Raw genomic sequence first — 23118 nt, 5'->3', positions numbered from 1 at the left:
ATGAAAATTGAGAAAAAGGAGGTCATTATGACGGGCAAGAAAATAGGCGTCGTGTTCACTGCCCTTGTGTTCCTGGGAGCTTTCACCTTCATTGCTTGGGCAGAAGGCGATGAAAAAGACGAAAAAGGCGAGTTTAATGTTAAGATTGCACCAGGTGTCCATTACACGGATTATAGCAGTTCCGCTGGAAAGGTCGGTGAATATGAATTCCTGGAAAACGGCGGTGCCGGAGCACATGCGGATTTTTCCGCCACCGGCAGGGACAAAGACGTCTATCTTGATTTGCATGGATCATACTACGAGGATAATGATTATATGTATGATTTGGAGGCGGATTTGCGCCGTATCATCATGGAAGATTTTAGCTATAGCCGCTTTGAGCACCGGCTGGACCATGATCCATTGGAAAATCTCTCAGCACATGCGGGAGGGCCCAAGGTAAGCCATAAAGACTGGCAGGTCGGCAAGGATTATATGATCCAGCGTTCTGAGCTGAAGAGCGACACTACCCTGAACCTTCCCTTTCTGCCCGGTGGGCAAGTACATTTTAACTATCGCAGGGAGGCTAGAGAAGGGCAACGGCAGGCCTTAGCCATAAGCCACTGTGGCGGTTGTCATGTCGTAAACAACGGAAGGGAAGTAAATGAAGAAACCCAAGATTATAAGATGGGAGCCAGTATGAAGTTTGGGGGTATGAGCCTGGCATACAGCTATTTTCACAGGGACTTCCAGGAAAACGGGGCTACGCCTACGAACGCTTATGATGACGCGATACATCCGGTCACGAGCGCCGATTTCAGTCCCCGTGTGCAATATGATGACGCAACCCTTGCCTACAATCTCGTACCCGATTCCCAGAAAGACTCCCACCTGGTTAAGGTCATGGCCAAGCTTCCCCAAAACACCACCTTTTTTGGATCTTATGTCCATTCCAAGGTGGAAAATGGTAACAACTATCCCGACGTGCCGACAAATGACTCGCGCGAGATGGATTCAGATACCATAACCGCCCGGCTTACCAATAACAGCCTCTTCCCAGGCTTGAACCTTGGCCTGAAATTCAGGTATTTGTCTCTGGATAACGATGATGTGAATGTAGACGTTAATCATACGACATGGCCTGCCGGTGTTGACCCGGATTTCATCAGGAAATCGGCTATGTCCCGGGACGAAACCACCATCGGTCTTGATTCCAGCTACCGCCTGACCAAAAAGACCTCCCTCAAGTTTGGCTACGAGTGGGACCAGATTGATAGGGACAATTATGAGGTAGGTGTGGGTGAGACAAAAACGGAGAAAAACACCGTAAAGTTAGGTGTAAGCAGTCGCCTTCACCGAAAATTGAAGGCAAAGATCGGTTACAAGTGGCAAGATATTGATAATCCTTTTAATAATTTGAAGGCCGCTTGCGAACCGGCCAATGCTACGTTTCCTGTCTATTATTCGGACAGGCAAGACACCAGAACTGCTACCCTGAGCAACCAGCCCACCGATGTAAATGAGATAACGGCAGATCTTATCTGGTCTGTGAAGCCCAACCTTTCTCTGACTGCCAACTATCGTTGGCTTGACAAAGAAAACGATGACGTATCAGACTGGCAGCAGGAATCACATATGCCATCAATAAACCTGTGGTATGCTCCCACGGCTAAGTTGAGTTTCAATCTTTCCTATGTCTATGACTGGACAAAGACGGAGACCCTTGCCTGCGTACCCGTCTTTGATGGGTGAGCTGGCGCTACCAACGTGGCTCAGTCTGAGTCGTTTAGTGAAAAGACAGATTACGAGACCGAGACCAGTACCTTTATTCTGGCAGCTAACTATGTGGTGAATGAAAAGCTTAACCTCTCTTTTACCGGTACTTATACGGATTCTACGGCAGAGATGGATCAACTGAACGACTACACCAGCTCTGTCCCTGCGGCCATGGCAGCAACTTACGACTATGACCTTTCCACAGTACATACTTATTCCGATCTGGATGTTGCGCAGACGGATCTCTCAGTGGCAGCTAATTATCTAGTTGCAGATAACGTCTCAGTTGGTTGCGGTTTTACCTACCTGCGCTACGATGATGATCAACCCTATCTTGAGGATGGCGCCGGAGAGGCTTACATCACGGATTTGAGCGTGTCTTACTTGTTTTAAGCCTTTGAAGCTGATTTCAGGTTAGAAGGTGGAACTCATGATGGGGTCTTGCTCGTTTGAGCCTGACCCCATCACTCTTTTTATTCCCTGCAAAATCCCCCTAAGTCCCCTTTACAAAAGGGGGATTTTCAGTCGTTTCCCCCATTCGCAAAAGGGGGACAGCTATTTTTACCCCATTCACCGAGACTTGACACACAACCCCATTTTCTCTATGCTCCCACCTTACAAGAAGAAACTTCTATCGGTCCGGTTACATGTATCCGGCATCCGGAATCGGGCATCTCGTGTCCGGCATCAAACCAATGACAAATGCCCACTGACCAACCAACATGCTTCGTGAACTATCCATAAGAAACTTTGCTATCATTGACGACCTTTCGATCAGCTTTGACGAAGGTCTAAGCGTATTGACCGGAGAAACAGGCGCCGGAAAATCGATCATCATAAACGCTGTAAACCTTATCCTGGGAAGCCGTGCCTCGCCCGAACTGATACGCACCTCTGAAGAGACCGCCGAACTTGAAGCCCTCTTTGACATCCCCCTCGAAAGCCCGGCCACAAGCATTGCCGGGCAGCTCGAAGTTGATCTCTCAGAAGGCCTTTTGGTCCGTCGCATAATTCAGAAAAGCGGCCGCCACAAGGTCTATATCAATGACCGGCTGGCCACCACCCAGACCCTTTCCAGCATTAGTGAGCACCTTGCGAGCATAGCCGGCCAACATGCCCATCAGAGTTTACTGAAACCGGAACATCACCTTCAAGTCCTTGATCAGTTCGGAGGCGTTTCTGAACTCCGTCACAAGGTGTCCCGTTGCTATCAGCAAATGCTCCCGCTGATCAGGAAGTTGGCCAACCTCAAGCGTGAAACAAACGAACAAGCCGAACATCGCGAGCTTCTTGAGTTTCAGTGTCGCGAGATCCAGCAGGCCCTAATAGTCCCCGAGGAAGACGAGCAACTTGAGCACGAACGTGAACGCCTCAAGCATGCCGAGCGCCTATATGAGACTGTGGGCAGGTGCGCGGACCTTCTTTACGGCGTGGAAGGCGCAGTCGTTGAACATCTGACCAGGATCGGAAGGGACCTCCAATCACTCAGTCAGATAGATCAGGCCCTGGCTCCGGTGGCACAAAGGGTGGAGTCGGCATCTTTCGAGTTGGAAGACATTTCCAATGAACTCCAGGCCTATCTCCAGGGCATTGTCTTTGACAGTGAGCGACTGGACGCTGTGGAACAGCGTCTTGAAACACTGCGGAACCTGAAGCGAAAGTACGGAGGCTCCCTTGAGTCTGTCCTTGCCAGGGCCAAAGAGGTTGAAGAGAAACTAGAGCGTGTGTCATCTTTGCCCGAACAGATTGCTGAAACGGAGAGAACACTTGCCGCAGTCTACAAAAAACTCGCAACCTTTTGCCGCGAGCTCTCTTCCGAAAGACGGCAGGCGGCCATTCGCCTTGAAAAGGCAGTGCAAGAAGAGGTACGTTCCCTCGGAATGGCTAAAACCCGTTTTGAGGTGCGGTTCAAGGCCGTACCCGTTGATGAACATGCGGACCCCCACCTTGTTTTGCAAAACAGTGGCATAGAAGCCACGGGCGTAGATCGGGTTGGTTTTCTCATTGCTCCGAATGTGGGTGAGGAGCTTAGGCCCCTGGCCCAGATTGCATCGGGTGGCGAGCTTTCCCGCATCATTCTTGCCTTAAAGGCCATCCTGGCTACCAGGGAATCCGTGGAGACTCTCATCTTTGACGAGGTGGATTCAGGTATTGGCGGGGGTGTGGCGGAAATGGTGGGCGATAAACTAAGGCGCCTCGCCTCTTTTCATCAAGTTATATGCATTACACACCTGCCCCAGATTGCACGGTTCGGCAAACACCACTTCAAGATTGCAAAGGGGGTTTACAAGGGACGCACCCGGACGACTATAACGCCTTTGGATGGCGAGACGCGGGTAAAGGAACTGGCTCGCATGCTCGCAGGGGTAAAAATCACGAAAAAGGCCCTGGATCATGCCAGTGAGCTGCTGGCAGGGCGGGGAGGCAGGCGTGCGGAGCCACGTCATTCAAAGAAGTAACTTGCGGTAATGTCAAGACTATTTGCTTAATTGACTTTTTGCAAATTCGAAACTCGAAGCACGAAATCCGAAACAAATAACAATAACTCAAATCCGAAATTCAAAACAAAGGATGCCTATGCAACTTTCAAATAGATATTGCAGCAACGCGCGAGATGTTTAGGTCATTTGATATTCGAATTTAGATATTGTTTCGAGTTTCGATATTCGGATTTGCGGCTTGCGCCTTGAGAACAGCACGAATTTTAGGCGTCGCAACTCCTTCTAATTTGGGAAAACCCGATCGACTTTGACGTTGCGGTGGCAGTGCGGAGTGATCCTTGACAAGTCTAAGATTATCTATTAAAAAAGAATGTTATTGTATTGCTCAAGCAACTGACTCTTAAGGAGGTTTGTTACATGTTGGTAAAAGGATGGATGACAATTGATTTGACTACAGTTGATGAGGACACCTCCATGATGAAGGCGTCTATTATCATGAAGGAAAAGAACATCCGCTGCTTGCCCGTGGTGGACAAAAAAGGCAAACTCGTGGGGATTGTCAGTGACAGGGACCTAAAGGATGCGGCGCCCTCCAAGGCAACGACATTGGACGTGTACGAACTGAACTACCTGCTTTCTTCCATGAAGATCAAGGACATAATGACTAAGAACCTAGTCTTTGTAAGGCCTGATGAGACCGTGGAATTTGCTGCAATTCTGATGCTTGAAAATAAGATCTCTTCGCTGCCGGTCATCAATGACAAGGAAGTCCTGGTGGGAATTATAACGCAGACGGATATTTTCAAGGTACTGATCAATATTGCGGGAGTTTATACTGGGGGCATTCAGTTTGCTTTCAGTCTCGAGGATCAGCCCGGTTCAATCAAAGAAGTCGCTGATGTTATCCGTTCTCACGGCGCGCGTATTGTGAGTATTCTGTCCACGCGTGAGACCGCTGAAGAGGAACGACGCAATGTGTACATTCGCTGCAGCCCCCTGCCTGACGACAGACTCAGGACCGTGGTTAAAGAACTGGAAGAGAAATTCGTCGTGCTGTATACGTCCAAGGACTTGATGGAGGAGGTTGAAAAACGAAGAGTAAGGATTCCGTAACCGCTTCTCACATATCAAACTTAAAAAATTGGCCCGGATCAGTGATGTCGCCGGGCTTTTTTGTGTATTCGGTGGGAACCGTGCCTTCCTTGAAGCATTCAAAGATGGTCTCCTTTGATTCCGGAATGGCTAGAAGTCCCGTCTCGGCGTCTATCTTGGCAAAAACCACGCCGTCTGGCACCTGAAAGACCCTCACGGGCTTGTTTCGCAGGACGGCCTGCATGAATGCCAGCCAGATTGGGCTCGCAGCCCTGGAACCCGTTTCACCTGTCCCCAGGGATTCTTCTTCATCAAATCCCACCCAAACACCAGTGACGTAGCGGGGCGTGTATCCAACAAACCATGCATCATAGAGGTTATTGGTCGTGCCGGTCTTCCCGGCAACGGGACGACCAAGGGCTTTTACGCGCCAACCCGTTCCGTTTTGAACTACGCCCTGCAGCAGGTTCGTGACAACATAGGCCGTGCTCTTATCAATGATCTTTTCGCTCTCAGGATAATTCTCCTCCAGAACGTTTCCATCACGATCAAGTATCTTTGTGATAAAACATGGTTTTGTGCGATATCCCTGGTTGACGAAAACACCGTAAGCCCGAAGCAACTCAAGCAGTGATACGCCGGAAGACCCAAGGGATATAGAAAGGTCGCGACTCAGGCTCGACTCGATGCCCAGTTTTTTTGCATACTCAATTACATAATCGACTCCGATATCCTTCAGTATCTTCACAGTGACGACATTTCGAGATTTGGCAAGGGCTGTTCGGAAAAGCGTGGGACCGTGAAACTTCTCCCCGTAATTCCTCGGCTTCCACGTGAACTCCCTTTCGGTATCTTCAAACACAAGCGCTGAGTCTATAATCATGGTGGCAGGCGTGTAGCCCTTATCCAGGGCAGCGGCATAGATAATAGGCTTGAAGGCAGAACCGGGTTGACGCCTGGACTGGACTGCCCTGTTAAACTGGCTTACCCTAAAGTCTCGTCCCCCGACCATAGCTTTGACATAGCCGGTTTCCGCCTCTGCGCAAATGAGCGCGGCTTCGGCACGAGGAGTCTGTTCTAATGCCAGGTCCCAAAACCCGGTCTCCTCTTGCTCGCCCTTCACTTGCACTGAGATCACATCCCCCACCTTCAGAACATCACTGACCTTCTTCACGCTCACGCTATAGTAGGGAACTTCCGGTTCAGGTTTCCTTGCCCACTTCATGTCATCGAGTTGAAGTCGCCCCAGTTCGTTTCCTATTCGAACAGTGGCCATTTCCTCATCATCATTTACGGCCAATACGACTCCCTCAAGGACTTTGTGTCGCTCAAGCGGCTCCCTTTCAATGGTTCTGTGAATCTGCTGAGAAAAGGTTTCAATCTCCTCTGGTTCGAGGTACTTAAGGGGGCCTCGATATCCCTGCCTTTTATCCAGCGCGCCAAGTCCATCGTTTAGAGCGGTTCGAGCGGCTTTTTGCATCTCGATATTGACTGCCCCATAGATCTTCAGACCCTCCTTATACAGGACATCCTTCCCGTATTTTTCCTCCACGTACTGCCGAATGTATTCCGTATAACAAGGAACTTCCTCAATGTACCAGTTACGTCTCCGCTTGATGTCGAGCTTTGTGCCAATGGATTCCGTGGCCTGAAGATTCGTGATGTGGCCTTCCGTGATCATCCTGTTCAACACATAAATCTGCCGCTGTTTGGCCTGTTCAGGATGAATGAACGGGGAATAACGACTGGGGGCTTGGGGAAGACCGGCGAGCAAAGCACATTCGGCCAGATTGAGTTCAAACACCGACTTTCCGAAGTAGTTCTCAGCTGCAGCCCCGACTCCATAGGCGCCATGTCCCAGGTATATCTGGTTCAGATAGAGGAACAGGATTTCTTCCTTGGTGAAGGCCTTATCGATACGATAGGCAAGGATAGCCTCTCGTATCTTGCGGGAGTAACTCTTCTCTGTCGAGAGGAAGAAAGATTTTGCCACCTGCTGGGTGATGGTGCTTCCCCCCTGAATTATTGTGCCTGCTTCGATGTTTTTCAGAAATGCCCGAACCACACTGAAAAAGTCAATGCCTTCATGCTTATAAAATCGTGCGTCTTCGGCGGAGACAAAGGCGTCTATAAGCATTTTGGACATCTTGGACAGCGGGATTATGATCCTGCGTTCTTTATAAAATTCTGCGATTTTCCGATTATCATCCGAGTAGACCGTCGTAATGATCGGAGGACGGTAATCCTTTAAAGAAGATATCTGAGGAAGATCTCTTGTGAAGTAGAAATACGCCGCCCCCGCAAAGAGTCCCGCAAAAACAGAAACCAAGAGCACCGTTCCGTAGAAAAGATACAGCAACCTTCGCAGGGTTCCCTTTTTGCCTGGTTTGGCCTTTGTTGGTTTCATCGGAGTTCGATCTCTCCTCTTGATGTCATTGCGAGCGTAACGAAATCATGATAATTGGTTTCTAACAAAAAAGGCGCTGACAAGCAAGATTGATTGTGTCTTCTGGATTTCGGAACAGAATCGCTCGGTGATTTAATAGCTTGACACAATCGAGGCATTCCGACTAATAAGCTTGTCCCATGATTACACTGAATTTTGAAAAATGCGGCGGTTTGATTCCCACTATTGTCCAGGACTTTGACACCGGCGACGTCCTCATGCTCGCCTTTATGAATGAGGAGGCGTGGCAAGAAACCCTGAAGACCGGAATAGCCACTTATTGGAGCCGGACCCGTCAGGAACTCTGGGTCAAGGGCAAGACTTCCGGGCACGTCCAGTTGGTCAAAGAGATTCGCATAGACTGCGATGATGATACGGTTCTCTTGAAGGTGGATCAAATCGGCGGAGCCGCCTGTCATACGGGATATCGGAGCTGTTTTTTCAAGAAGGTTGAGGACGGATCGGTCCGGATCACCGGCAAAAAGATTTTTGATCCCAAGGAGGTATACAAATAAAAAAGTGAAAGACAAACTTAAACTGGGGATTCCAAAGGGGAGCCTTCAGGATGCCACGATTGCACTGTTCAAGAACTCCGGATGGAAGATCAACATCAATGGTCGGAGCTATTTTCCCGAAATCAACGATGAGAGCATTGAGTGCGCCATCTGTCGAGCCCAGGAGATGTCTCGATACGTGGAGAGCGGCACACTGGATGCGGGACTTACCGGCATAGACTGGATACTCGAGAATGAATCAGATGTGCACACTGTGGAAGATCTGGTCTATTCGAAAGTCAGCCAGAGGCCGGCCCGTTGGGTGTTGGCCGTTCCGTATGATTCTGAAATCAAGGAACTGGAAGACCTTTCAGGGAAGAAAATCGCCACTGAATTGGTCAATTTCACGAAAAAGTACTTTCATGATAGAGGCATTGACGTAAGGGTGGAGTTCTCCTGGGGCGCTACTGAGGCCAAAGTGGTCTCAGGCCTGGCCGATGCAATTGTAGAAGTTACTGAAACAGGCTCAACCATAAAGGCCCACGGACTTAAGATCATCCACGAATTGCTTCAAACCAACACCAAGTTCATCGCTAACCATGCGGCATGGGGCAACGCAGAAAAGCGAGAAAAGATCGAGCATATCGCCCTTCTTCTCAAGGGCGCCCTGCACGCCGAACAGATGGTGGGACTTAAGACCAATGTGCCCAAGGCAAAACTGGAGCAGGTTGTTAAGCTGCTTCCCAGCCTTAATGCTCCCACTGTATCTCCTCTTTATCAGTCGGACTGGTTTGCGGTAGAGACCGTGGTGGCATCCTCTGTTGTGAGGGATCTTATCCCAAAACTGATAAGAAATGGGGCGGAGGGGATTATCGAGTATCCGTTGAATAAGGTGATTTGAGGAATCTTATCATGATCTCCAAACGCACCCGGGAAATCACTCCTTTTATTGTCATGGACGTGCTGGAAAAGGCCCACAGCATGGAGCGCTCTGGCATCCATGTGGTCCATATGGAAGTGGGAGAACCGGACTTCGACACCCCTGAATGCATCAAGAAAGCAGCCATTCGCGCACTTGAGGCCGGCCACACCCACTATACCCACAGCCTCGGCTTGGTGGAGCTTCGTGAGGCCATCTGCCGTCACTATTACAGGCGCTATGGCGCTATCGTTGAACCTGACCAGGTGGTGGTCACTTCAGGGACATCGCCTGCCATGTTCATGCTCTTTGCGGCGCTTCTTGAGCCGGGAGACAGGGTCATCATTTCAGATCCTCACTATGCCTGCTATCCGAATTTCATTCGTTTTGCTGGTGGCGAGCCAGTAACCATCCCGGTTTACGAAAATGACGCTTTCCAGTTCAGGCCCGAAGTAATCAAGGAAAAGATCGATGCCAGGACAAAGGCCATCTTTATCAACTCCCCGTCAAATCCCACGGGAAACCTGCTCTCCCATGATCGGATGGAGGCCATCGCAGGGCTCTCTCCCTACATTATCTCTGATGAGATATATCACGGCCTGGTTTACGAGGGTAAGGAGCATTCCATCCTGGAATTCACGGACAGGGCCTTTGTGCTCAACGGCTTTTCCAAGGCTTACGCCATGACCGGCTGGCGTTTGGGTTACATGATAGCGCCAAAGGGATTTATCCGAGCCATCCAGAAGGTTCAACAGAATTTTTTCATTTCAGCAAATGCCATGGTCCAATGGGCCGGCATAGCTGCCCTGGATGAGGCTGCCGAAGACGTTGCGCGGATGAGGGCCACGTACAATGAGCGCCGCAAGTTCATGATCAAGCGGCTAAAAGAGATAGGTTTCGGCATCACCGTGGAGCCCACCGGAGCGTTTTATGTCCTGGCCAATGCCAAACGGTTTTCAGAGGATTCCTACAAACTTGCCTTTGATATCCTAGACAACGCCCATGTCGGAGTCACACCGGGGATCGATTTCGGTGCTAATGCAGAAGGTTATCTGCGGTTTTCCTACGCTAATGCCATTGAGAACATTGCTGAGGGTATGGATAGGATTGAGCGGTATGTGGTTGAAATGAATGCCTAAAATGCCTAGAGTTAAAAATGCCTAAAATTGTGGTTCGCCTTTGGCGGGTCAGTTTTGAAAAACCCGGCCAAAAGCAAATTGGTCAATCACGGTTAAGGCCTCTTTTCGGATCGGAATCCCAAAATGACGGAATACATCAATTTTAGCATTTTAGTTCAATTTAGGCATTTCAACGCCATACCGAAACAAGTATGCCAGAGCCAATGACTCTCACCTGGCCCAAAGGACCAGGCTTCCTGAACTGAAATGAACATCAAATCCGCTGCCTTTGTAACCAGCGCTGTCAAGCCCGCCCAGTATCCTTTCCCTGACAGGCCCGAACTTGCCTTTGCCGGACGCTCCAACGTGGGAAAATCTTCACTGATCAACACGTTGCTCGGCCGCAGGAAACTCGTAAAGACCAGCTCCACCCCCGGACGCACCCAGACCATAAACTTTTTTCTTGTCAATAACAGCTTCTATTTCACTGATCTTCCGGGCTACGGCTATGCCAGGGTCCCTATGGAGGTGCAAAAGAAATGGGGGCCAATGGTGGAAAGATACTTGAAGTCCCGTGAAAACCTTTGCGCAGTGGTGGTGATTCTGGATATCCGTAGATTGCCAAACCAGGCAGACCATGACCTCCTTTCCTGGCTTGCCCACTACAGCATTGCCGAGATCCTGATTCTCACCAAGGCAGACAAACTCAAGAAAACCAAACAGGTCCTTCAGCGTCGCGTGATTGCAGAGGATCTTTCCAAAGATCCTTCATCACTTATCCTCTTTTCCGCATCAACAGGCATGGGTAAGCAGGAGCTATGGAAGGCGCTGGAAGCTGGGTTGGAGGTCTGAGGTTTGAGGGAAAGGAATCGTTTTCTTTTGCCTCCAACCTGAAGTCCCAGGAACGGGACGATCTTCCAACCTCAAATAGTATACTCGTCCAACAAAGCGGCCTTCAAACAAAGCGTTTTTAGCATCAAGTTGGGGGCAGGGCTGATCCACCTGAGGCAAGTCAACCATGTGGTTGGATAGATGAGCACAATGCTTGAAATTGACGGAAGCTACGGCGAGGGAGGAGGACAGATATTGCGGACCGCCCTCTCCCTGGGGGCCATACTCCAGCAACCCCTGAAGATCACAAATATCCGGGCCGGTCGCAAGAAGCCAGGACTAAGACCCCAGCACGTTATGGCCGTAAAGGCCCTCTCGCTGATAACCTCGGCTCGCACTAAAGGGGCTGAAGCGGGCTCCACGCATCTATATTTTGAGCCCCTGCAACTCAAGGGCGGAACGTACACGTTGGACGTTGGCACGGCAGGTTCCACGGGCCTTGTGCTACAAACGGTGTTGCCGTGCTTGCTCCTAGCCAAAAACCCGTCCCGGGTGACCATTACCGGCGGGACCCATGTCCCATGGAGCCCCTGTTTCCATTACGTAAACGAAGTATTCGTGCCGACAATGGAGGAGATGGGCGGCGCCGTTTCGTTGGAAATCAGCCGTTGGGGTTGGTATCCGAAAGGAGGAGGAACGGTTGTTGCGGGTATATCTCCAGTGGCAGGATTTCGCGCAAAGCAACGAACTCGACGGGGTAAACTTGGAGCTGTTCATCTCCTCTCAGCGGTTTCAAACCTTGCTGCCGGCATCGGGGAGAGGCAGCGGGACCAGGCCCTTAAGCGCCTTGCGGGTCAGGGGTACAGCAAACCCCGAGTCAGGCTTTTGAACGGGCCTTCCCGTGGGACCGGCACAGTCGTCTTCATAAGAGCTTCGTTCGAAAATGGCGTCGCTGGTTTTACATCCCTGGGCAGAAGGGGAAAACCCGCTGAAACCGTTGCTGACGAGGCCTGTTCGGATTTTTTTGAATTCATGGCCTCAGAGGCCACTGTTGACGACCACCTGGCCGACCAGTTGGTTCTCTACATGGCTTTGGCCAAGGGACGGTCCTCCTTTGTCGCAGGAGCCATCACAAAACACCTGCTCACCAACATATGGGTTATTGAACGGCTCCTGCCAGTCAAGTTCGACGTGGACAAGAGGACCGGAACGGTGAGCATCGACGGTGCGGGGTTTCCCACATTTTCTTCCTTTGAGCTTTCACCTTTCAGCTTTGATCCTCCTGTCCCTTCTCCACCACTTTAAGCAGGCTATGTGCCGCAATCCAATCGCCCAGATGCCTTCCGTTCAGCAAAGCCATTTCTTTCAGTTTGTTATCTGGCATGCCCAATGACCGGAAGGCCTCTTTCAATGTGCCGGCGCTTCCCGTGGCTCGAATCCGGATACGGTCCGGCCTCACGTTGATCCTTTTCGGATCAGTGAGAGTCGCAAATCCCCCCATGGTGACACGGAAGGCAGATCCGTATCTTTCAAACATGGCCTGAGAGGTAAAACCATGAAACACGAAGACACGTTCTTCTTTGCTGATAAACCAAGACATGACCCGGGTCGTCCCTTGCTGGGAAGAAATATCTGAAATCACCTGTTGGGCTGGCAGCCCGTTTACTCTGGTAGAATCAAATTTGATAACACGGGCATCGGCCTTGGCAACAAATTCCCTGGCTGCTGCCGGGGATGATCCCTTTCCCACGGAAAACAGGATGGCTGCGTTCTTTGTTTTGCTCACCATTTGAACCTGGGCCGGGCTGTTATTGAGCTTCCAGTCAGATGGCACGGGGAACTGAAATCTCAACCCAGGATGATAGAACACCTGATCAGCTACGTATCCCTGACGGGGGTCTTCCCCAAAGACAAGACCCTCGATCCGGCGCAAGTAAGCGTTACGGTTAACCTGCAGCTCTCGCGCGTCCAATCTGCTCGTCCACTCCCGGCTCTTTCGTTGGACTGCTCTTATCCTATCCGGTGGATTGGGGTGCGTGGAAAACCAGCCCGGCAGACCGCTCTTATCCGAGGAGGGGTGCAGCCGCTCAAGGGTTGAAAAGAAGGCTGCCATCCGGCTGGCATCAAACCCTGCCTTGGTAGCGTACTCCACACCCAGTTGATCAGCCTGACGCTCATTGTCCCGGCTGAACCTCAAGAACAGCATGCCAACACCGAACTGAGCCAGCCCGACATATTGTCTAAAGTCCTCAGAGAGTATTACTCCCAACCCCAGTCCTAACTGGGCGAGCTGGGCCCTGCTGTACTGTTGGGCGGAATGGCGGGCCGCCACGTGTCCGATCTCGTGTCCTATAACGCCGGCAAGCTCTGCCTCGCTGTTGAGATAGCTCAAGATGCCCCTGCTCACATAGATATATCCGCCGGGCACGGCAAAGGCGTTAACAACCGGGCTATCCAGGATCTTGAACTCAAAGGACAGGTGGGGGCGATGGGAGCCTCCGGCTATCCGTTGACCCAGACCTTCAATATAGGCCATTAAGTCAGGATCATCGTAGATTCCGTATGTTTGAGCTATCTGGGCATCCGTTTTGCGGCCCAGCCTGATCTCATCAGGCTCGCTCAAGAGCATCAACTCATGTTGACCTGTCACCGGATTCGCCGCGCACGAAATCAAGCACAACATGATGCTAAATAACACAAGTAAAATTCCGACTCTTGCTGTCAGCTTCATTTCCATTCTTGGATGCTCGTGCATAACTCTTTTTCCGCAAGCTATATGTAAAAGGCCATGAGGTCAAGATGTTACTCAATCCGTAACCGTTCACGGCTGCGCCTGTTGTCATTGCGAGAAGCGTAGCGACGAAGCAATCCTCATAGATTAAGCAGGAGATTGCTTCCCTGGCCCAGACCCGGTTTTTCTCTCCTGGACACTGTCCAGCTTCTGTCGCGCCAGGGTGGGCCGGGTTCATATGCCGACGCGCCATAGCTTGGGCGACGGTGCGCTGCAGGGTATTCCGGCGAAGGCGAATAACATAAGTCAGGTAACTCGCTTCGCTCGCAACCTGACTTACGTGTCTCAAGAATACTGCTATTTTTCAATACTATGAATAATTGTCCATATGGACGGCAGAAATCCTTATGTGAGAATCTGGGCAGATCTTGCCGCAGGCAAGAGCATGATCTTCCTGACCGGCCCGCGACAGGCAGGAAAAACTACGCTTGCAGAAATCATTTCCCGTTCCTTCGCGAATAGCCTTTATTTCAACTGGGATATTCCTCAAAACAGAATCCGCCTTATCGAAAACCCTGCCTTTTTTGAGGCTGTCGAGCGCAAAAATACGTCAATATCAGTATGGAGCGCAACGATGAACTCAGAGAAATATGGTCGCGGCTATCCGAGCTAAGCGGTTTTCCGGAACCGTATTTGGCAAACCGGATGACGACTTACCGTCGATGGTCAAACACCTATTCCCAGCAACTGATACGTGAGGATATTCGTGACCTGACAGGCATCAAATCTGTTGGAGATGTAGAGATGCTCTACCTTTTGTTGCCCTCCAAGGTGGGCAGTCCTCTTTCTGTCCCGTCTCTTGCTCGTGATTTACGAGTCTCCTACAATTCTGTTCAAAGCTGGCTATCGGTTTTTGAAAGATTCTTTCTGATTTTTAGTATTTCTCCGTGGACGCAGAAAATCTCGCGGGCCATTCAAAAAGAACGCAAGGTCTATCTTTGGAATGCGCCTCGCATAAAGGAGCCTGCAGGCCGGTTTGAAAACATGGTCGCCATGGAACTGTGGCGGGCTGTTACCGTATGGAATGATATGGGCTATGGATCGTTTTCACTCCATTTTATGAAGAACAAGGAGCGGCAGGAAGTGGACTTCCTGATAGCCAAAGCACGCGAACCGTTTCTTCTGGTAGAGACTAAACTTACTGATACAGAGCCATCTTCCGACCTCAAGAAATTCCAACGCGCCCTGGACATTCCGGCAGTTCAGCTTACAAACAAAGGGGACGGATACCGGATACTGTCAAACCTGGACCAATCTGTGCTCGTGGCTCCCGCACACCAGTGGCTTTCAGGATTACCATGAACGAGTCATTGTAGGCAGCAAACTGCGGTGAACGGCTGCAATTTTATGGATAGATTCTCTTATGCTCTCCCTTGTCCAGTTCCAGGGCTACGTATTGGATCTTCCAATCTCCCCTGCGTTTCTGCAGCCGGAAGATCACATCTCTCGTGGCCTTGGAACCCTTGACTCTTGCTGTCACTATAGCTGTTTTCTGCCCATTGATGACTCTTACTTCTTCTTTGATCAGAAAAAATTCGAGATCCTCGCCAAGGCCAAGTTGAGCCAATCGTTTTTCATTCCGAGCCAAAAATGACTTGCATACCTTGTACTTCTCAGAGCCCATAATCAAACTGGTAACATACTCAACGGGATTGCGAGTAAATTCCTGCAAGGTTTTTCCCGTATCTCTGATCAGCAAATAGGCTCCGGACAAAATACCAATAAAGATCAGAACCACGACGCCAATGATGAGAGCATTCCTGTACCTTGGATATCCGGGCGACATGGAGGCGACAGTGAATTCGGATTGATCCATCTTGCTCCCGGCCCTGAGAGTCTTCAGACCTGAAGTACCGGCCTTGGATTGCGACGTCTGTGTAGACTCAGGGCCCGGCGCTTCCTGTTGGAGTTGTGTCTTCCCTGACTCGCGATCAATAATCATCTTTACACCACAATTCTTGCACACAGCCTTCATGCAGTATCAACGGTAATACCTCTTTTGGAAGGAAGCGGTCATTAATACGAATCAGGAAAAGAATTTAATCACAATAATATAATATAACCCAAAACATGACATGTCAACAGTGAAGAGAAAAGACGGCAGGGTCCCGGATCATGGGGCTTAGGGCTCGCTCAAAAATAAGCCCGCCGCAAAAGCAGACATCGGCCCTCCGTATCTGCGTCGTGCTCAAAGATCCAGATAGTCCCTTCCGGGCAACCTGACCTACGGTGCTGCAAAGGCTGCCAGATCTAAGCCATCCACATCTACATCTTTGTCAAAAACACTTTCACAGAAATCTCCGGCACCGGTTATCTCAAATCCCAGTAGCTCTTATTGACTCCGGCAACAAATCCATCAGGTGCGGATATGCCTCGACCAAACGAAAAATATCAGCCAAATCTTTTTGTCGCTTACTCTTGCGCCTTTGGTCATCAGAATAGCCCAAATCTTGCCTCCTAATACATCTTGCAAAGCGGCAACTTTCATTTCGTAAACCATTGCTTTTCTGCTTATAGCATTAAGGAATTGCTGCAAGACGTCCACTTGAGTATTTGCAAGGCTGTTAAGAAATTGCTTTTTTGTCACAGTTTTTACTCTCCTTCTCACGAGCCTAACGGAAAGCTGACCTGACGCGTCTTGATAACTCTGACTTTTGGTAAACCCCGAAACGACTTCGAAACGCCAGAAAAAAAAGAAGCAAAAAAAAAGCGCTCAGGTCAAGCCATTTGTTCGCCTTTTTATCTGGTTTTCAAATAGCTTTTCAGGTCTCTATAGTAGTTTTCATGGGGACCAATCATGATTAATTCAAGATTCTCTTCGGCAAAACGATAAGAAAGCAGATATTGTGTATGTTTTATTTTAAATGTATGAACATATACCCCTCGAAGGTCGCCTTTTTTTTCCGAACCGATGCCAGGATTGTCAGCGATTCTTAAAATCTGCTTGTCGAGCGACTTTTTTTCTTGTTTGATAAATCTTTTAACCTTTCTCTCAAATTGCCGAGACTGTAAAATTTTCATCCGCGGTTATCCGAATTTGTATTCTGATGATTCACCTTGTTCAAGCTCAACAAGACCAATAAGGATGTTCTTGATTAGGCTATAAGTCAAATCAGGGTTTTCTTCAGCGCATTTGCCAATTTTTGCCCAGTGTTCAATTTGGCCGGTTAGAGATCGTTGATCAATTTTGCTGAATATCCTTGCTTCCCGTACCAACTCGTCGGAAACTCTTACTGCTGTTGTCATTGTAATTACCTCCTATCAGGATGTTTTACGCAACGATACTATATAAAATAGCAATATGCAACAGTTTGTTGCTTTTATACAACATAATTCTTTGTAACACTTTAGCGCTTTCAAAAACCCTGTTTTGCGAACGACACTGAGCAATTTTGGAAAAAGATTTGCGATGAGCCTGGCGTCAAAAATTGCATACTGTTTTAGGGCGTTAGCCCGAGTTTTTGCAATTTAGACAGGCGAATCGAAAATCCCAAAATTGCTCACAGGAGTAAGTAAAATCCGCTTTTTTTCAAAAGGCTAACCTCCTACAATTCTTTTTTATTTGAAGGCGAACAACATAATAGTTGAAACTCTCAAGGCAAAAAAACGTGCCTCTTCTGCACAATATTGCGACCCAAACAACACTCATTCAATATAGTCAACAGCGTCCCTCTCTTCTCCTGATTAACCGCGTTTATATCATGTCCATCCTGTTATAAGGACTTTAGTTTGGGTTTTGTAGCTATCAAAACCGGCCAAAAACTGCCAAATTATCGGGGCGCTATAAATAAAAACAGTCAGTTACACGATTTCCATTGTTCGTCGAGCTTAAAACTGGTAGGCACACTACACAACATGTTTTCAGTAAACTGCTTCACTGCAAAATTCAAAAGAATTCAGCGTGCCCGATGGTTTCGCAAGAACCGTGCACCATTCGTAAAAAAAATTTAATTTTTGTTTTTTCGTGTTAGTTCAAAAGGTTATCCCAACAAGCAATCCCTCCCCGAGAAACAGATGAACAAAAATACCACCAAGCTGAGTAGTTATGGTCACAAAAAGAGAAAAAGTTTTCCACTGCCTACTCAAACCAACGGTACAGATCAGGGGAATTCCAAAAGGGCGAAGCACTAAGGGCTCGCGCAAGAATAAGTTCGCAGAGTTGGCGCTCAGATCTGGCCGATTCGATTGAGAAAAACCGAGGGCGCTTAGCTCGCAATGACTCCCTGGATATTGAACAATGATACAGCAAACTGTGGCGGCTTCGCATGAAGCTCCAAATTCAAGCTGCAAGTCCTGTTTTCGGGGGCGCGCAAATCCCGACAAAAATGCTACTTCTTGTCAAAAACATGAGACTTCTCCATGTCAAATACGGCGCTGATGGGTTGGTCCGGCGCTGCCTTTGCCTCTGGTTCGAGCAATAAGGAAAAACTGACCCCCTCCCCTTTTGCTTCGACAATATCCCTATCACCCAATGGTTCGACTACATCGATGACTGCGTGGATCGTATTTCCAAAAGAGCTTTCTGTCTTTGAAAATCTTTTGTCATAAATATGTTCCGGCCTGATGCCAAAGACAATCTCTCTGTCCAGGTATCCCGAGTATCTTGACTCACAGGCTTGAGAAATTGCCAGTTCAAAAGTCTTGAGAGCAACAAACAGGCTCCCGTCTTTTTTTATGATCTTGGCATCAAAAAAATTCATTGAAGGACTTCCAATAAAGCCTGCAACAAACATATTCTGTGGAGAGTTATAGACTTCCAGCGGCGATCCAACCTGGACCAGCCTTCCCTCGTACATGACTGCCAACCGCTCGCTCAGGCTCATGGCCTCAACCTGGTCGTGGGTGACGTAGATAACCGTGGCTCCCAATCTCTTATGAATCCTTTTTAACTCTGCCCTCATCTTGAGTCTCAGCTTTGCATCCAGGTTGCTCAGAGGCTCATCCAGAAGCAAGACATCGGGCTCTACCACCAGGGCCCTTGCAAGGGCCACCCTTTGTCTCTGCCCGCCGCTCAAGTCCTTGGGAAGTCTTGTCTCCAGGCCTTCAAGATTTAACAGGTTTACTGCCCATTCGATTTTCTTCAGGATCTTGCCGCGAGGATACTTTTTGATCTTTAATCCAAAAGCGATATTTTCAGACACAGTCATATGGGGAAACAGGGCGTAGCTTTGAAACACCATGGAGACTCCCCTGCCCCTGGGAGGTATCTGGTTTGCCAGAATATCGCCGATGTAGAGCTCTCCTGACGTGATCTCTTCCAAACCGGCAACCATTCTTAAGGTAGTCGATTTCCCGCAGCCGGACGGCCCTACCAGGGTCACAAATTCACCGTCATCAACCACCAGGTCCAGATCTTTTACGACCTCAACATCACCAAATTTCTTGCTGATTCTCTTTAATTGGACTCTGGCCATGCTATTTCACTGCCCCGGCAGTGGCTCCTGTTTGCATATACTTTTGCACAATAAAGGTAAATATGATCACAGGGATGGAAAGCATAACTGAAATGGCAGCAAGCAGATTATGCTGCGGTGTCCAGGACAGGACCTTTTGCAACAACACAGGAAGTGTCGAGAGTTCTCCAAAGGCCAGGAGAAAATACGCAAATATGAATTCGTCCCAGGAAAGCAAGAAGACATATATCGCAGCGGCAGCCAACCCGGGCAGGGCCACGGGGAGCACTATCCGGGTAAAACTGTACAGCTTGCTCGCACCCAGGATCTGGGCCTGCTCATCCAGGTCTCTGGGAATCATCTCAAAGACACCCATGGCGATAAAGATGACATAGGGCGTGGAAAGGAGGGAGTGAGCCATGGCAACACCCAGGACGCTGTTCACTAATTGAAATCTTATGAAGGTCTCGACAATGGGAACTACCGAGACAATGTCCGGAAAAAGACGAACCGATATGAGCATAGTTGCCAACACCATGATGCCGGGAAATCTGTAACGCACCAGGCCGTAAGCCGCAGGGGTTCCGATGGCAAGCGAGATGATCACTGAAAGCAATGCCACCTTCATGCTGGTAAAGGCAGCCGTGATAAACGAGTCCATGGTGGCCAGACCTTCAAACTGCTCCACGGTCGGATGGTAGGGCCAAAGAGGTATAGGCATTCCACCGGTTACCACACTCGAACGATCGCTGAGAGAATATTTGAACATGACAAAGATAGGGGCCAGCACTATCAGAATCATCAAGACAATGCCCGCAAACCATATAACCCTGGTTGCGCTGATCTTTGAAATCGAGGCGCCTTTTTCCCTCATACTCTCACCAACCGCCTTCTGAGCCATTTTAAGACATGAAAAATAAAGATTGTCGATATGATGATCAAAACCAGCAGGACTAATGCAATAGCGCACGCCTCATTGGGATTTCTCCATTCATGGTACGCCCTTTCTATAAGGGTTGCCAACAGAGGGTAACTTCCTGCCAGAATAAACGGAAAAATGAACTCCTTCCAGACTTCAATCGACCGCAAGACCAGCACGGTAGACATGGCCGGGGTCAGTAGAGGAAAGGTTATTCTGAAAAACGTCTGATACGCGTTAGCCCCCAGGGTCTTTGCTGCTTCATGCTGGTCTTTTGTAATGGCCTGAAGTCCTGCAAGAATGATCAGCATTGAAATGGGCATGTCCCGCCACACTTTTCCCAATATGGAGACCATAAGGGCAAAAAAGCCGGATCCTCGCCAGTCCACAGGATGAGATATGACCTGGAAAGGGAAAAAGCTGTATCGTCCCATGAGAATGTCATTAACGTGGCCTCCGGGAAAGTCAAAGATGATGTAGAGCATGATGGCCGTTACAATGGCAGGGATTGCCAGAGGAAGAATAAAGAGACTTCTCGTGATGCCCCCTCCCTTAAACTCTCTTACCACGAGAAAAGCGGCTGCCATCCCTATGACAAGCTCAAGTGGCGTGCCAATGAGCGTAAACCAGATGGTGCGAACTAAGGCGTGTCTGAATTCGGGATTTCTTGAAAGCTCGACAAAATGATAAGCAGTGGGAAAAAGGTCACCCTGGGGACCAACGCGAGTCAAGGCCAGCGCTACGACCTTGAATAAGATAATCAACAAAAAGCCCACCAGATAAAGCACTGCCGGGGCAAGGATGATAATACTGAAAAGGTTTTTTCTCGTAAAAACTATGATTCTCGTCATGGCTCAAATGGTGACTAGTTCCTTGTTTCATAAGTACTGCGGTTTAAAATGGCAATTTGAAAGAAATGCTGTGCTTCATCCATTTTACAGAAGCATTGAAATCCGTACTGTTCTCAAGGCGACAGCCGCAAATTCGAATATCGTGCTGTTTTCAAGGCGTCAGGCGCAACCACGAAATCCGCGGCGGAACCAAAATATCAATAGCCAAAACGGGAAAAAACAATAACAACTCATTCTTGTTTTGAGTTTTGAACATTAGGATTTCGATATTGTTTGCGGCTGACGCCTTGAAAACAGCACGGATTTAGATATTCGGATTTCGAGTTTCTGACGGAATGAAGTTATCGGTCAAGCATTAGTTTGGATACTTGCCTCCAAGCACCTCCTTGACCATGGGTACATAAATCCTCTCGAGCCTATCCTTGATATAATCCCTGTCCACCTTGCCATCTTTCCCATAATTTTCTGCCACAACAATATCATACCATGCCCTCAGATAGATCTTTCCCACATCAGAGTACTCGGGCAGCAATGGCATGGTGGCATCGCCATTAAGTCTGATCTGCCTTGTGGAAACATCGAATACATTTGCCATCCAACCCTTTGGAAAGACCTTTTGCAGGTTGGCCAGGATATCCTTTCGTATGGGCATCATGCCGAATATCTTGCACTCGGACAGGTGATTCTCGTAGCTTGTGATCCATTTCGCCAGGGCTACGGAGACTGCGGGATGAGGCGAGGCCTTTGGAATGCCCCACCACCAACCAGCGGTTCCTGCCTGCCTGTTGCCTGTTCTCCGGGGAAAACCCTTTTTGTCAAGTTCAAATGATATCCCTTCAGGCATCACGGCCACACCCATGTCATCCGGATCTGCCAGATACCCTTGCATGTGCGGATGGGTTCCGCCGTGGATGAAAAACGAATCGATCTGGTGCATCATTGCCAGAAAGACTTTACCGTCTTTCATTGCATTCCAGATCCCGCCGCCACTCCACGGGTCCTGCCACATACCGGGGTTGTAGAGCCCGTTCTTCCTGTAAATGGCCTCCCACACGAACATATCAACAACAGGGGCGGCAGACACCTTAAGCAGATCCATGGAAGTCCCACCCATCTGATAGATTCGATCCACCAGCCCGACAACCGTGCCGCCGTATTTTTTCCCCCGGTGGGCCATACGAGGCATGGTGATGCCATAATACGGAGTGTGGGTCCAGTAGTACGAGACAACAAACAGATCGTAGTAATCCCACAGATTCGGGTCCTTCTCCAGTTGATAGCCTGCAGGCAGACCAAAACCATTATCACCTTTGAGGGCTCGATTGATTTCTGCCTTAAACTTCCCCCATCCCATGACCGCCTCATCTGCCTTTGACTTGAGATAGGTAATCATTCTGGTTTCCAGTTTGCGGGGAAAATAGTAGAGCTTTCCGTTCAAGGTTCCTAACTCGACCGCCCTTGTGTCGTACTGGGATTTCAGGGCCGATAATTCCTTTTTGCTCATCAGGTCATCATAAGGGACCATGAAATCTTTCAGCGGCCTGGTCATTTCCAGGGGGACCTTCACAAGGCCGATGGAATGCCGTTCGCTGTCACGTTCCAGTTTCAGTATGACCTCAAGGTCCCAGAACTTGTCAAAAGAGACCACTGTGACTTCAACATCATGCTCCTTTTCAAATGAAGCAATGATCTCTTTCCGAAACCACCGATCCTGCATGTCCATCATCCTCGTAAGAATGACAAGACTTTTCTGTTCCTTTGTCCAGCCAAGATCTGCAAGCCAAAGGATCGAGAAAAGGGCGATTACACATGTAGCAATCGCTTTTGCTGATAGCTTCATACTCTCTGGCCTCCCTTTCTACGAAAACGGACACCGTACCAGCCAATTTACGCAAAAAACGGATATATGCCAAGCCATTTTTTGGAGGACGGAAGAGAAAAAACGCGATCCGCCTTCGGCAGGAAAGAGGGCTTAGGGTTCGCGAAGAAATAAATTTGCATTTTCAGGAGTCGAGGCGCACGCATGGCAAGGCGCGAGGAGGGCGAATAGCAAGCTATTTAACCGACG

At 49.1% G+C, this 23118-nt stretch carries 21 protein-coding genes; 11 read left to right on the top strand and 10 right to left on the bottom strand.

What is annotated here, in order from left to right; all coding sequences use genetic code 11:
• The 4 genes from JW883_05655 to JW883_05640 all read left to right on the top strand — a co-directional run bounded on the left by JW883_05655 (nt 1) and on the right by JW883_05640 (nt 5309).
• A complete protein-coding gene (locus JW883_05655) occupies nt 1-1731 on the top strand; it encodes an MtrB/PioB family outer membrane beta-barrel protein (GenBank protein ID MBN1841751.1) in 1731 nt (576 codons plus the stop codon).
• Nucleotides 1732-1746: 15 nt separating this feature from the next.
• A complete protein-coding gene (locus tag JW883_05650) occupies nt 1747-2148 on the top strand; it encodes a hypothetical protein (GenBank protein MBN1841750.1) in 402 nt (133 codons plus the stop codon).
• Nucleotides 2149-2477: 329 nt separating this feature from the next.
• Nucleotides 2478-4214, top strand: coding sequence for a DNA repair protein RecN (gene recN / locus JW883_05645; protein ID MBN1841749.1), 1737 nt, complete (start codon nt 2478-2480; stop codon nt 4212-4214).
• 399 nt (nt 4215-4613) lie between these two features.
• Entirely contained in the window at nt 4614-5309 is a 696-nt protein-coding gene (locus JW883_05640; protein MBN1841748.1) for a CBS domain-containing protein, read from the top strand.
• Between the two features lie 7 nt (nt 5310-5316).
• Here JW883_05640 and JW883_05635 read toward each other — a convergent pair whose 3' ends face one another.
• Entirely contained in the window at nt 5317-7695 is a 2379-nt protein-coding gene (locus JW883_05635; protein MBN1841747.1) for a PBP1A family penicillin-binding protein, read from the bottom strand.
• 179 nt (nt 7696-7874) lie between these two features.
• Between JW883_05635 and hisI the strand changes: the two genes are divergently transcribed.
• The 5 genes from hisI to rtcA all read left to right on the top strand — a co-directional run bounded on the left by hisI (nt 7875) and on the right by rtcA (nt 12401).
• Nucleotides 7875-8249, top strand: coding sequence for a phosphoribosyl-AMP cyclohydrolase (gene hisI, locus JW883_05630; protein ID MBN1841746.1), 375 nt, complete (start codon nt 7875-7877; stop codon nt 8247-8249).
• A 4-nt stretch (nt 8250-8253) separates the two neighbouring features.
• Nucleotides 8254-9129: an ATP phosphoribosyltransferase gene (locus tag JW883_05625; protein ID MBN1841745.1), complete on the top strand. Its 876-nt coding sequence runs from the start codon at nt 8254-8256 to the stop codon at nt 9127-9129.
• Nucleotides 9130-9140: 11 nt separating this feature from the next.
• Nucleotides 9141-10286: a pyridoxal phosphate-dependent aminotransferase gene (locus JW883_05620; GenBank protein MBN1841744.1), complete on the top strand. Its 1146-nt coding sequence runs from the start codon at nt 9141-9143 to the stop codon at nt 10284-10286.
• A gap of 246 nt (nt 10287-10532) precedes the next feature.
• Nucleotides 10533-11117, top strand: a complete 585-nt coding sequence (locus JW883_05615; protein MBN1841743.1) for a YihA family ribosome biogenesis GTP-binding protein — start codon at nt 10533-10535, stop codon at nt 11115-11117.
• A 189-nt stretch (nt 11118-11306) separates the two neighbouring features.
• Nucleotides 11307-12401 carry an RNA 3'-phosphate cyclase gene (gene rtcA, locus JW883_05610; protein MBN1841742.1) on the top strand — a complete coding sequence of 365 codons (1095 nt, stop codon included), beginning with the start codon at nt 11307-11309 and terminating at the stop codon, nt 12399-12401.
• Here the strand turns inward: rtcA and JW883_05605 are convergent.
• Nucleotides 12364-13746, bottom strand: coding sequence for a M48 family metalloprotease (locus tag JW883_05605; protein ID MBN1841741.1), 1383 nt, complete (start codon nt 13744-13746; stop codon nt 12364-12366). The two genes, rtcA and JW883_05605, sit on opposite strands and share 38 nt — an antisense overlap.
• Before the next feature lie 526 nt (nt 13747-14272).
• On the opposite strand from JW883_05605, the gene JW883_05600 reads away from it, so the two are divergent.
• Both JW883_05600 and JW883_05595 read left to right on the top strand, forming a co-directional pair.
• On the top strand, nt 14273-14500 hold the full coding sequence (locus JW883_05600; protein MBN1841740.1) for an AAA family ATPase: 228 nt from the start codon (nt 14273-14275) through the stop codon (nt 14498-14500).
• Nucleotides 14501-14532: 32 nt separating this feature from the next.
• A complete protein-coding gene (locus tag JW883_05595; protein MBN1841739.1) occupies nt 14533-15189 on the top strand; it encodes a DUF4143 domain-containing protein in 657 nt (218 codons plus the stop codon).
• A gap of 43 nt (nt 15190-15232) precedes the next feature.
• Here JW883_05595 and JW883_05590 read toward each other — a convergent pair whose 3' ends face one another.
• From JW883_05590 to JW883_05555, 8 genes are all read right to left on the bottom strand, one after another.
• Nucleotides 15233-15829, bottom strand: a complete 597-nt coding sequence (locus tag JW883_05590) for a hypothetical protein (GenBank protein MBN1841738.1) — start codon at nt 15827-15829, stop codon at nt 15233-15235.
• 414 nt (nt 15830-16243) lie between these two features.
• Nucleotides 16244-16474: a hypothetical protein gene (locus tag JW883_05585; GenBank protein ID MBN1841737.1), complete on the bottom strand. Its 231-nt coding sequence runs from the start codon at nt 16472-16474 to the stop codon at nt 16244-16246.
• A gap of 152 nt (nt 16475-16626) precedes the next feature.
• Nucleotides 16627-16908 (bottom strand): type II toxin-antitoxin system RelE/ParE family toxin, encoded by a 282-nt coding sequence (locus tag JW883_05580; GenBank protein MBN1841736.1) that lies wholly within the window; start codon nt 16906-16908, stop codon nt 16627-16629.
• Between the two features lie 6 nt (nt 16909-16914).
• A complete protein-coding gene (locus JW883_05575) occupies nt 16915-17133 on the bottom strand; it encodes a hypothetical protein (GenBank protein ID MBN1841735.1) in 219 nt (72 codons plus the stop codon).
• A 1082-nt stretch (nt 17134-18215) separates the two neighbouring features.
• The gene (locus JW883_05570) at nt 18216-19301 is read right to left on the bottom strand and encodes an ABC transporter ATP-binding protein (GenBank protein ID MBN1841734.1); all 1086 of its coding nucleotides are present in this window, start codon (nt 19299-19301) and stop codon (nt 18216-18218) included.
• 1 nt (nt 19302) lies between these two features.
• Entirely contained in the window at nt 19303-20154 is an 852-nt protein-coding gene (locus tag JW883_05565) for a carbohydrate ABC transporter permease (GenBank protein MBN1841733.1), read from the bottom strand.
• A complete protein-coding gene (locus tag JW883_05560) occupies nt 20151-21050 on the bottom strand; it encodes a sugar ABC transporter permease (protein MBN1841732.1) in 900 nt (299 codons plus the stop codon). The genes JW883_05565 and JW883_05560 overlap by 4 nt, the downstream gene beginning before the upstream one ends.
• A gap of 355 nt (nt 21051-21405) precedes the next feature.
• Entirely contained in the window at nt 21406-22890 is a 1485-nt protein-coding gene (locus tag JW883_05555) for an extracellular solute-binding protein (GenBank protein MBN1841731.1), read from the bottom strand.
• Nucleotides 22891-23118: the final 228 nt, after the last annotated feature.

The organism is Deltaproteobacteria bacterium (assembly GCA_016930875.1).
In the GTDB taxonomy this organism is placed as follows: Bacteria; Desulfobacterota; Desulfobacteria; order Desulfobacterales.
This window is presented reverse-complemented; position numbering and strand designations above follow the sequence as displayed.